9 protein-coding genes and 1 pseudogene are annotated in these 12426 nt (G+C 45.0%); 3 read left to right on the forward strand and 7 right to left on the reverse strand.

What is annotated here, in order from left to right; genetic code table 11:
- The first annotated feature begins 126 nt into the window (after positions 1-126).
- A complete protein-coding gene (locus BSR11_RS04750; RefSeq protein ID WP_072669321.1) occupies positions 127-606 on the forward strand; it encodes a methylated-DNA--[protein]-cysteine S-methyltransferase in 480 nt (159 codons plus the stop codon).
- A 135-nt stretch (positions 607-741) separates the two neighbouring features.
- Here BSR11_RS04750 and BSR11_RS04755 read toward each other — a convergent pair whose 3' ends face one another.
- Entirely contained in the window at positions 742-1128 is a 387-nt protein-coding gene (locus BSR11_RS04755; protein ID WP_072669322.1) for a hypothetical protein, read from the reverse strand.
- A gap of 279 nt (positions 1129-1407) precedes the next feature.
- Here BSR11_RS04755 and BSR11_RS04760 point away from each other — a divergent pair, with 279 nt between their 5' ends.
- Positions 1408-3588: a TonB-dependent receptor domain-containing protein gene (locus BSR11_RS04760; RefSeq protein ID WP_072669323.1), complete on the forward strand. Its 2181-nt coding sequence runs from the start codon at positions 1408-1410 to the stop codon at positions 3586-3588.
- Positions 3589-3703: 115 nt separating this feature from the next.
- Here the strand turns inward: BSR11_RS04760 and BSR11_RS04765 are convergent.
- A pseudogene (locus BSR11_RS04765) lies at positions 3704-3982 on the reverse strand (LbetaH domain-containing protein); the annotation flags it as partial.
- Positions 3983-4209: 227 nt separating this feature from the next.
- On the opposite strand from BSR11_RS04765, the gene BSR11_RS04770 reads away from it, so the two are divergent.
- Positions 4210-5610: an alpha-amylase family protein gene (locus BSR11_RS04770; RefSeq protein ID WP_072669325.1), complete on the forward strand. Its 1401-nt coding sequence runs from the start codon at positions 4210-4212 to the stop codon at positions 5608-5610.
- Positions 5611-5707: 97 nt separating this feature from the next.
- On the opposite strand, the gene BSR11_RS04775 is transcribed toward BSR11_RS04770, so the two are convergent.
- From BSR11_RS04775 to BSR11_RS04795, 5 genes are all read right to left on the reverse strand, one after another.
- Complete coding sequence (locus tag BSR11_RS04775; RefSeq protein WP_072669326.1) at positions 5708-7276, reverse strand: ATP-binding cassette domain-containing protein; 1569 nt, start codon at positions 7274-7276, stop codon at positions 5708-5710.
- Positions 7277-7753: 477 nt separating this feature from the next.
- Positions 7754-8116 carry a RidA family protein gene (locus BSR11_RS04780; RefSeq protein WP_072669327.1) on the reverse strand — a complete coding sequence of 121 codons (363 nt, stop codon included), beginning with the start codon at positions 8114-8116 and terminating at the stop codon, positions 7754-7756.
- Positions 8117-8130: 14 nt separating this feature from the next.
- On the reverse strand, positions 8131-9177 hold the full coding sequence (locus tag BSR11_RS04785) for a lactonase family protein (RefSeq protein ID WP_072669328.1): 1047 nt from the start codon (positions 9175-9177) through the stop codon (positions 8131-8133).
- 80 nt (positions 9178-9257) lie between these two features.
- Positions 9258-11711 (reverse strand): beta-N-acetylhexosaminidase, encoded by a 2454-nt coding sequence (locus tag BSR11_RS04790; RefSeq protein ID WP_072669329.1) that lies wholly within the window; start codon positions 11709-11711, stop codon positions 9258-9260.
- A gap of 82 nt (positions 11712-11793) precedes the next feature.
- Positions 11794-12423 (reverse strand): bifunctional 4-hydroxy-2-oxoglutarate aldolase/2-dehydro-3-deoxy-phosphogluconate aldolase, encoded by a 630-nt coding sequence (locus BSR11_RS04795; protein WP_072669330.1) that lies wholly within the window; start codon positions 12421-12423, stop codon positions 11794-11796.
- Between the last annotated feature and the right edge of the window lie 3 nt (positions 12424-12426).

Here is a 12426-nt window from a genome sequence, read left to right on the forward strand (position 1 = left end):
GACGTGCCCATTCTCGCTTGTACCCTCTTCAACAGAAAGACGTTAAAGGTAGAAATAACTAGTATGTTTGTGGGTAATGAATACACTATACCTGAGACTGAACAGTGCATAGGAATCGCCACTATCATGAATACGTTTACCCATTACCAAAGTCCTTTTGGGATCATGACGCTACAGGCTTCTCCACAAGGATTATTGGGCGTTTGGTTTGCCACCGAAACTACCATGCCAACAGAATTAGGTATCGAATCCGCACAATGCCCGTTACTTATCGACACCATACAACAGCTAGAAGAATATTTTACTGGCCAGCGTACCGAATTTTGTTTGCCTCTCGCCGCCAAAGGAACGTCATTCCAGCAATCGGTTTGGCAAGCTCTTGGGAAAATACCTTATGGCGAGACATGGAGCTATCAACAGTTGGCAGAAGCCATCGGTAACCCAAAAGCGGTCAGAGCAGTAGGATTGGCCAACGGAAAAAATCCACTTTCCATTATCGTCCCTTGCCACAGAGTCATTGGTAAAAATGGCAAACTAACGGGTTATGCGGGAGGCATAGAGCGCAAAGCGGGCTTGTTAAAATTAGAAAGGAATAGATTTAATTAATTATCAAATTTATTTACTTTGCTTCTATGCTCATTGACTTCACAGATGAGTTGCACCAGAAACAAAAAGCGCGAGTAATTTTCATTCTGCTCACGCTTTAAATCAAGAAGGTATTACGCTAATTAGCGCTGAATTTTACTCACCATCAATATCGCAATTAGTACAACTTTGTAGGGCGATTTCGTGTTCAAATACAATCGAGTCACTACCATCAGCCAATAGCTCTGCGATCTCATCCGCCACTTCTTGCTCATCTTCAGCTTCAACTTCAACTTGCTCAGCAAGCTCTTGTTCAGAATAACCGTAAAAATTAAGCAATAAGTAATCTCGCGCCTCGTCTTTCGTACACGTCACCTTAACCGAAAGATCCGGTTCGATGTTGTCTTGCGCCGTGATTGTCGCCACTTGTGCTAACACATCCTCTTTCATCGTCGTGGTTAACCAACCCAAATCAGTACTCACTGTAGTTTTTTTACAGTTAAAACAAGGGAGTGGATGAAAATAATATTGAAAATTAGTCATGGGTTATTTCTTCTTTGTTTGTTATCCAGCAAGATTATCCGCGTTTTGATAAAAAATACCATCTCTATAAGCATTAAATAACCTCTCCCTAAAAACGTCTCTCTGTAAGGCATAATGAGAGATCCATACTACTTAAATTTAGCGCTACCCACTCGTTAGTAGAACGGTATAATAACCACCACAGAACAAACGATAATAAATATCAATTGCATTTACATGATAAATAAAGGTTCCTATAATCAGCCGCTTTGATAATAACGATAAAAGTAAATAGTTACCATGCTCACTGATTTTCCTATTTCTTGTAAAATAAGCTTAATCTCGTTGGTTGTATTCCACAGCATTCCTCTTCACGCGACTGAAAAAGCCGATGAATCCATTGAAGTGCTTGGTGTACGTTACGCCAAACCGATCACCATCGCTAAGCCCGCACAAACCACTATTGATTTTGATCAGATTGAAGAACAGCAATACGCCAACTTCGCAGAATTGGTTGGATCAGTGCCTGGCGCGACACTGGATGGTGGGGCACGCTCCGGAGGTGAACGGATTAATATTCATGGCTTCAGCGACCCTAGCGACCTTGCAGTGTACGTTGACGGTGCTCCGATCGGCTTTCAACAGTATCGCTATGGAACCTTCTTTTTTGATCCATTCTTAATTGGCGAAACAGAAATTATTAAAGGCACTCACGATTACCGAGCAATCAATGGTAAGTTTGGTGGGACCATTCGCGTTAAAACGAAAACGGTTGATGACCTCCTAGGCCACGGACAGAACTTCGGTACTCGTGTTTCTACCGGTTACAATACCAACGGTAATGAAAATAGCCAAACCTTAAGTGTCTACGGACGCACTGATACCGGTTTTTATTTCTTAGCGAATGGTTCAATCAAAGATTCTAAAGATACACAAGTGGGTGGCGGTGAAACGGTTGAGTATTCAGCGTTTGAACAAAACAATCTACTATTGAAAACGGGTTATCAAAGCTATCATCATCAATTGAATATTATTAGTACACGCTACCGCGATGAGGGACGTAAACCTTGGGCTAACCGGCGTGGAAAAATGCCAGAAATCTCTGACTTCAACATCAAAAAATATGGTTCACTTGAAGCGGCACAGTACGCAAATACGGCGTATAATACTTACCAAGACAATACCACCACCTTGTCATACCGCTTTATTCCTTCTAATCCTTATATCGACTTCACCCTAACCGCAGCGCGTTCCAAAAACGAACGTCATTGGGTGCGGCCAGATATTGCCTTTGAAAAAATGTTTGTTTCCGTTGGCAATTATGGGCACGAATCTTGGCTCAGTTATCAACGCGACTACTTAGATATTTCCAACCGATCGAGCTTTATCGATCATGAGCTGGTGGTAGGGCTACAATATGAAAAAACGGATCGTCAGTCACTCGTTTATAATGCATCTTATAAAACGAAAGCAGAGAAAAACTATGGTTGGTATACGCCCTACTTTGAACCATCAGGTGAACAATCCACTTATGCCGTGTATGTTGCCGATCACTATCGCCTAAGCGATGCACTGCGCATTATTCCCTCATTGCGCTATGAGTACATAGAAAGTCAGGGTGAAGGTAACTCGGCACCCGATTACAATAATCCGAATGCCGGACATGATTACAGCAAAACTACACATCAAGGTTTAAGTCCTCGTTTAGAAGTGCACTATCAATCAACGCCAAATACGCTGCTTAATTTCTCTTATGCCTATGCGCTCAAAGCACCCACCATTGATGACCTCTATTCAGTGCAGTTTGCTATGGCCAGCGCCCCCGCCACAGCACGTGATTTAAAGGTATCACGTATTCATGCTTATCAAGCAAGTGTCATTCACAATACCAAGGATCTCATTGGTGATAATAGTACCCTCGCCACAGAGCTGACGGTGTTTTTCAACGATATCAATAATAACGTTAGCAATCGACAAGGGGTAAACTTAGACAAAGAAAGCGATAAGTTACAAAGCTGGAATACTAATCTCGATGGCTACACAATTTATGGTTTCGATTGGATTTCTCAATATCGTTGGCGCAATTTCTATTCTGACTTTTCAGCCAGTTATGCTCGCGGTAAAAATAAAGGCAGTTTAAAAGATTCGACGGGAGCCGATGAGAACCGCCCCAATGTACCACCTCTTAATATCAACCTAGGCATAGGTTATGAGTGGATAGACGGTTTACGCACTGGATGGAAGGTGCGCTGGTACGATGCTCAAAACAAAACCGAAAAGGACAGCATGTTATCTAACCTGCCCAGCAGTCAATACACATTGCAAGATATCTACCTTCACTGGGATGTCAAACCAGTCGCAGGGCTACGCACCGGTCTAGTGATAAAAAACTTGACTGATCGCTACTACGAGCCTTATTTGATGAATGGTGTACCCGCACTTGGGCGAGAAATTAAACTACACCTTAGTTATCAATATTAACTCCCTTTCCTGTTTTTCCGGTTCGAGAAGAGAGAGCAACGTGGCTCTCTCTTTTAGATTGATTGCTTACCATCCGATGTGTGAATATTTTGAACCGCTTGTAAAAAGATAAAAGCTAACTAAGCGCTCCTGCTTGATCACGAGTGACAGCTGGCTTCAGTCTAGCCATATCGGCTGCGCACAGGTAAGGTTTGAGCGCCATGAATTTCTCTTCTGGCCAATTGTACACTTTCAACGCCAGCAGCTCGTTAATCACGTTCGCTTGAAAACGATATTTGACCAACTGAGCAGGAGAGCCAGCAACGATACTGTAAGGGGCAACATCTTTGGTTACAACGCTATTAGCCGCCACAATGGCACCTTCACCAATCTTAACTCCCGGCATAATCATCGCCCGCATGCCTAGCCCTATTCCATCACCCAAAGAGTGATAAAAATCACCGTTTGTAGTCATAGCAAAGTCAAAATAGCTATCGTACAAATTTTCAGCTGTGCCACAATTTTGCCATTCGCCTCCCTACACTGTTTGAATTTGATCAATGATCAACAATCAAATCATTCACAATGACAATACCATTTATATGATGCGACTCAATTCAATAACAATAAGAGAAGTGTCATATGAAACCATCCTACCTTATCGCTTACGCTGCGCTGATCAGCGCCGGTTTTACCACCAGCGCGCAAGCTGACGCCATCTTGCATGCTTTTAACTGGAAATATAGTGATGTGACAGCCCACGCAGAGCACATTGCCGCAGCGGGTTACAAAAACGTGCTGGTTTCACCAGCGATGAAATCCAGTGGCTATGAATGGTGGGCTCGCTATCAACCTCAAGATCTTCGAGTGATTGACTCACCGATCGGTAACAAAACTGATTTTAAAGCCATGGTTAACGCCCTACGTAGCCATGGTGTGGGTGTTTATGCCGATGTAGTGCTCAATCACATGGCGAACGAAACTTGGAAACGCAGCGACCTCAACTATCCCGGCAGTGAAATATTAACCAACTACGCAAATCAAGCGAGCTACTACCAACAGCAAACTCTGTTTGGTGATTTAACCCAAAATCTTTTCTCAGCGTATGATTTTCATCCTGAAGGGTGTATTACCGATTGGAGCAACCCCGGCCATGTGCAATATTGGCGTTTATGCGGTGGCCCGGGAGATCGCGGCTTACCGGATTTAGCAGCCAACGATTGGGTCCTTGAACAGCAAAGAGCTTACTTGCGCGCACTAAAGCAAATTGGCATCAGCGGCTTCCGTATCGACGCAGTGAAACACATGAGTCAATACCACATCGATCAGGTGTTTACTCCTGATATCATTGCCGATATGCATGTTTTTGGCGAAGTGATCACCAGTGGTGGCCTAGGCGATGCAACTTATGATGCGTTTCTAGCCCCTTATTTAAATAACACTAATCATGCCGCTTATGACTTCCCGCTGTTTGCCTCCATTCGAGCCGCATTTTCCTATCAGGGTTCCATGACCTTATTGCATGATCCACACGCTTATGGACAAGCATTGGATCATGCACGGGCGATTACCTTTACCATTACCCATGACATTCCAACTAACGATGGTTTTCGTTATCAGATCCTCGATCCGCAAGATGAACAGCTCGCTTATGCCTATATCCTAGGCAAAGACGGCGGCACGCCGCTGATTTACAGCGATGCCCTCGCGGCGAACGAAGATAGAGATAATGGTCGCTGGGCGAACGTTTGGAATCAACCAACTATGCTGCAAATGTTACGTTTTCATAACGCAATGCAAGGCCAATCGATGACCATGATACATAGCGACCAATGCTTGCTGGTGTTCAAGCGTGGCAAACAAGGGGTGGTCGGCATTAATAAATGTGGTGAAGCAAAGCCCATTACCATCGATACCTATCAACATGAATTCAATTGGTATCGCCCTTATCAAGATGTATTAAGCGATGACGAGTTTATTGTGAATAGCCGTTACCACATGTTATCAATCCCGGCACGTTCCGCTCGGATGTGGATGCAGTGATTGCCAGATTACTATGGCCTAAATACAAAAGGAGTGATTTAAAATCACTCCTTATCTTTCTTAGGCATTCACTGTTATAAAAATCAACCTTGACTCATCACAGCTCAATTTGTCTATTCACACCCGACTCTGTGGCGAAATCATCATCATGACTGACGAGAATAAATCCGCCACGATAATCATATAAAGCTTGCGCTAGGGTGATTTTAGAATCCAAATCGAGATGGTTATCTGGTTCATCAAGTAGCAGTAATGGCTGCTGCGGTTGATGACTGGCTATCAACATGGCTAATTTCATCTTCTCACCGCCGCTTAAAGTCCCACCAAGACGAAAGACACACTCTCGACGAAAACCAATTCCCGCGAGCAATGTTCTGGCGTCCTCCGCTTTCATGCCATCACACTGCTCTAGCAGGTTATCGAGCATTGACAATTGCGGCACAATCACCGCGAAATGTTGGTCAAGATAATACATTGGCGCGCTCCGTTGCAGCGAGCCTTGCTTAAGCGAAAACTGACCGAGTAAGGTTTTCAACAAGGTTGATTTACCACTGCCATTAGCGCCGGTAAGGTGAATTTTTTCATCCGCTCTCATTTGCCAACTGATGGGTTCATTGCGCCCGAAAGCCAATACCACATCGAATAAGGCAACAGCATACCGCAGTCGATTAACGGTATCTGCCAAATAGAGTTTTTGCTGGCGAATAGACTCTTTCCTCGCCTTTAATGCTTGTTGTTTAGTCTCTAAATGAATTTGACGCCGCTGCTCATTTTTAGTGCGATTAGCGCTGCGAGCGGTGGCTCTATCTTGCTGAAAATCCAATAAGCTTGTCGCCTGACTGCCCGTTTTACGTAATTTGTTCCCTTGCGCTGCTCTTTGCTGTGCTTTTTCACGATCTCGCTGCGCTTGTATCACCAATTTTCGTTGCTGCTTATCAAGATTGGAAAGCTGGCGATCTAGCGCCTGCAACTCGTGACGTTTTTGCTCGGCGTACACTTCATAATTCCCGCCAAAGACTTGTAGGCCAAGGCTAGATAACGCCCAAATCTCCTCCATCTCTCGCAACAGTAAACGATCATGGCTAATCAGCAAAATAGCCCCCTTGAAAGCCCTCATCGCCTCAAGCAACCACTGCTTGGCCGCCCCATCAAGATGGTTAGAGGGCTCATCAAGGATCAGTAATTCAAGCGGACTACTCAACAATTGCCAAAGCTGCAATCGCGCCCATTGTCCACCGCTCAGCTGTGCACAAGCAAAGTGAGGATCAGCCGGTAACCCCATGGCGTTTAATTGCTTTGTCAGTTGCTGCGGCAAATCCCACTGCTCGCCAATCACATCGAACCAATGCCCTGAGCAATCACCGGACTCAACGTGTTTTAGCGCCTCAAGGACATCGGCTTTACCTAAAAACTGAGCAATAGACAGGCCGCTAGCCAATAAGTACGAAGGTTGCTGACGATAAATGGCCATCGACTTCGTTCGAGTTATCGTACCACTCGATGGTGGTAGGTCACCGCTTAACATCGCCGCTAATATCGATTTACCTACACCATTACGGCCAACTAAACCGATACGCTGACTTTTGATAGCCAATGACAATGATTCGAACAGCCTATCGCCATTAGCAAATTGATAGCTGATATTATCAGCCTGTAAAACTGGCATGATTTGCCTCCTGTAAGTCAGGGACAATCGCCGCCGCTAAGCTGTAACGAAAATAAGATTCAAAGCCAACACATACCCTGATTGAAGAGCTATGCGGGTAATAATGAGGCAAAGAATGATCGGAAAGTGAGCTACGCCGACTAACCCTGTCGATCCAAAAATAAATGAAAAAATGGATAACAGGCTCAGTTATTCATGTGGGCGTACTCTCCTAAAGAAATGAGGCAACCAGATTAGGAGATTTCAGCTAAAGAAGTCAAGAGGATAAAAAAGGGTTAGCTTAGCAAAGCTACCATTAATCTTGTGCTTGGTTTCACTGTGGTGAGCTTAGTCGTCGTTTCTTTGCGCTTTAAGAAATCACTCGATTAGACTAGATCGCACTAACTAGCCAAAAGCCCAAAGAGACATCAACAAAAATGCCACTCTGTTCAATACAAATGGCATTTTATTATCCCGGCAAGAGCTAACGATGAGTGGTTATTGGTACTTCTTACCTGCTGCAGCGACGAACGCCATTTCTACTAAGAGTTCAGGATTCGCCAATTCAACTTTGACGCAAGCACGGCTTGGTGCGCAGCCTTCAGGGAACCATGCCTCCCATACTTCGTTTAGCGCATCGAAGTTAGCAAAATCCGTCACGTAAATCGTCACAGATAGAATGCGCGACTTATCACTGTCAACACTGGCTAACATTTGCTCAGCTTGGTCAAAAATCTGTTGTACTTGCCCTTTCATATCCGCAGTGGTATCGGCTTCTGCCACCTCAACAAAATTGGCAATGCCGTTGAATACCGTAACATCAGACCAACGTTTGCATGGATTAATACGATGAATTGTCATGTTATTTCTCTTAATTATTGTTTCTCAACCAAGCACACAGGTGCACCAACATCACACGAGTATCCGGTTGGAGTGATAGCGCCAGTTTCCGGATTCCTATGAAAGCTAGCGACATTATTCGAATGTTGATTAGCAACGAGCATCCACTGCCCGTCACGGGATAAAACAAAATCTCTTGGAAACTTACCGCCACAATCGGACATCGCAATTTGAACTGGGATATTACTCGTTACATCAAATGTACTGATCACGTTTTGCCCACGGCATGAGACATAGACAAAACGCTCATCCGCAGAGAGACGAATCGCAGACGCCGCTTCTTTGTTTTCTTCATCGGCTAGCAGCTTAACTTGCTGAGTCAGATTCCATTGCTCGTCGTGCTTGCAAAGTACCACCAGCGTTTCGGACAATTCACACACCACGTACGCAATAGACTCTTCACGGTTGAAAACCAAATGACGAGGACCTGACCCAGCAGGCATAGCGACGCTTTGTGTGAGTGAAAAGTTGCATGCCTCACCATCATTTTCAAAGTCATAAAAATGGACACTATCTGTGCCTAAATCGACCACAGCAAGTTGCTTGGTGTGATTAAGAAACGTTGCTTGATGCGCATGAGACGAGGCTTGACGAGCAATATTGGGACCACTGCCTTCCACATATAATTCTGCAATAGATTTCAACGGTTTACCACACTCATCAATGTGGTAAACACTTACATTGCCGGAACCGTAGTTGGCCACAGCAAGTAGCGGGGCTTTGATGTCGACATAGCAAGGATAGTCGCCTTCAATTGGCAATGCATAGCTGTCTGTATTTTCAGCAAAAATCAGCTCTGCACCTTCCAAACGTTCTACTTCATTAAAGGTGTATAAGCCATGTTCGGTAACCGTAAGATAAGACGGATTGCGTGTCGTTCTCATCGCGTCTGGCACGAGGTCGTTATTGATTGTCAGTAAGCCAGTAGTCGAATCGAGAGAGACACACGCGATACCATGACTTTGACTTGGTGAATCAGTATAGGTGCCCACATAAAAATGTAAGTGACCATTTAATGTCATGAGAAAACCTTTCGGAGATATAATAATGCTAAACCGATAAGATTCCGCCTGTGATACCAGACGGCAATCTCTTTTAGTTATCAATCAGTTAAAGTGTGAAGCAACTGCTCAGTTGGTACGACAATAGCGACAATAGTTTCATCAAAAATAATCGCATTTTCATTGATGATACGTTGATACGCTTCAACATCAGATTGGCCAATACCACTGCCCTGCTTAGCAAGTTTAATCAAGGTTAAACCTAAATCGGCAACTTTAATGGCAGCTTCTGCAACTGGCACTGTTTCTACCGACGCCACATTTGCCGCGAAAATAGGTTTGGCTTGCTGCGCCGCTAATTTAATATTTTGATAATGCATCGCTAACGCATCCAACGCAGTTATATCACCTTGAGCATAAGCCACGACCAAATCTTGCATCTCGTACACTGCTAGGCTTTCTACTGGCAGTGCGTCCGCAAAGCGGTTTAATCGTTCGTACTGGTTGTATAAATCGCCTTCGTTTGGTGTAGAGATCCACTTCTCCCAGTGACGAGCGTAGTATTGAGCTGGCTCAATGTACTTCGCTAACGTTTGTAGCGGTGTTTCGTCCGCACCATTGGCAAGACGTTTCAACATCATATTGGCATCGGCATGATGACGCAAGCCAAGGGAAATCTCAGACCATGTATCGATTACCTTCATGCGCCTGTACATACTGCGTTCATCGGTCAGGTCTTGACTCGACCATAGACGCTCAGCAATGGCGTAGCTTCTCGGCCATAAACGTTGCTCGATGGTCATTGAATCGAGGTTCTCTCCCCAAATGGTGATTTCTCCCCCCAAGATTAGCTGCTGTTCTTTCTCGGTCAGTTCTGCCGGATAACCGCCATTAGGCTCGGGAATTACACTGCCTTCCATGTCACTGCTCGCCACTAATTCTCCAGTCGTAGGCCAACGAACATTGCCAATCAACTGGTAACTACTATCTTTCAACTTGCCATCCGCAAAGTCATAATTGAACTCGGTATAAGACATAAAGTTATCGAAGTGGCCTCTAAATTTCACACCCGGTAGGTACTCAATGATGAATACCTCTTCGCGAGACTTACCGTTGTAATCGGTAAACGCACGGTAGCTGCCGTCTGTCGCTTTAATAATGGTTAGATTACCTGTACGCGGACCACCTTTGTTGCGCGGTTTCACCCAATTATAAGTCGCGAATTTCTCATCTTGATATAGTTGGTCATCTACCGTAATTCCTTTTGGTATTGGGTCATTGCGGTAGTGATAGCTGGTTGGTTGCGGCTGGTCTAGGTAATAACCAGTTGAGAGAATACCTTGGTAGCCCTCTTTTGCTGCTCGACCAATACTGTCGTGCCCTTGCCAGCTTTGAATCACAATCGAAGTGGGAAGATCTTTGTGCCAGATTTCATCCCAACCTGTCATCTTCTTGCCACGTGCTTCCAGCATTTGTTCAACCTTAGTGTTCAAATACGATTGCAGACCACGCTCACCATCTAAGTTATTGTCTTTGATAAATTGCTGAATCTTAGGGTTGTCTTTCCACTGTTGGTAATTAGGCTCATCACCACCGATATGGAAATACTCATCTGGAAAGAGCTCGACCACTTCGTCAAACACGCTCGCCAGCATCTTGTAAAGTTCGGGATTGGTAGGGTCCATTAACGGTTCAAACACACCCCAGCCACGTTGGTGCGGATAAGATTGCTCGCCCATACCAGACATCAATTCAGGGTATGCGTGCGCGACTGCCGAAGCATGTCCCGGCAAAGAGATTTCGGGGATAACTCGAATACCAAGGTTACGCGCATAATTCACCACATAGCGGATTTCATCTTTAGTGTAGTAATCACCATCTGCGGTGTCTTGCCACAGTTTTTGGTAATTATCGAGTTGGATACGGATCGCTTGGTCATCCCACATATGCCAATGGAAGACATTCATTTTTGCTGATGCCATCGCATCGAGTTGGCGAAGGATCACATCGAGTTCAATAAAGTGACGGGAAGTGTCGTAAGAAACACCACGCCAAGGAAAACGCGGCTCATCTTGAATCGACACTACAGGAACAAAGTACCCTGTCGCATCCGTAGTCACTAACTGCAAAAAGGTTTCTAAACCATGAAAAGCACCGTAAGGGCGTTCGGAGCGAATGATGATCTGACCATTGCGCGATTCCAGTTGATACGATTCATCACTGTTAATGTCTTGCACCTCTGACTTCGGCGCATTGCGAATATCAATCACCAAGGTTGCATCTTTTTCCGACTCGGTATGCCAGTTCAACATTGGTAAGCCAGTTTGGCGATATAAACGCTCCATGGTGCGCTTTATGTTGAACTGCACCCGCGGTGAATCGTAGCCTTTGATGTAAATACTGAAGGATTTATCCAGTGAGATTTTCCCCTGCCCCAGCTCTACATTTTGTGGGTAAGGCATTAGGTTAAGATCGGTGTTGGGAGTCATCGCCATCGCTGCCGTTGGAATTGTGATTAAGCCTGAAAGGAGTAGTACTAATGTTCCTTTGTTCATCCGCGCCATCCTATCGTTGTTATTCAACCCGAGTCACTCTGTTTCAAAGAAGCATGTGACTCGGTCAAAACACTTTTTTGAGTTATGCGACCAGCTCCACCGCTTCACGAACCAGCTTGCCAACCTCGTCCCACTGTTCGTTTTCAATTAAGCTCGGTGCAACCATCCAAGTACCACCGCAACAAACCACACGGTCGATGGCTAAGTAATCATTGACATTATTTTTGCCAATACCGCCCGTCGGCATCAAACTCACATCGACATAAGGTGCCAGTAGCGATTTCACCATCGCAATACCGCCACTCGCTTCCGCAGGAAAGAATTTGAGGAAATTCAAACCCAGCTCAAGTGCTTGTTCAACCTGACTTGGACTGTTCACACCCGGTACGATTGGCATGTTGATTTCTTGGCAGCGACGTACCGTATTTGGATTCAACCCCGGCGCGACAATAAACTCTGCACCCGCGTCTTTCGCTTGGGTAATTTGCTCTGGCGTCAGTACCGTACCAGCACCGATGCACATTTGCGGATAAGCGTCACGCATGGCTTTAATCGCATCGGCTGCCGCTTCTGTTCGAAACGTCACTTCTGCGACTGGCAGACCGTTTTCTACGAGTACTTTCGCCAATGGGATCGCGTGCTCAACCTTGTTGATTTGGATAACTGGAATAACTTTGAATTGCTGAAGTAGTTTAATCATTGCTTGGGACATAAT

This window comes from Vibrio injensis (assembly GCF_001895205.1).
GTDB lineage: Bacteria > Pseudomonadota > Gammaproteobacteria > Enterobacterales > Vibrionaceae > Vibrio > Vibrio injensis.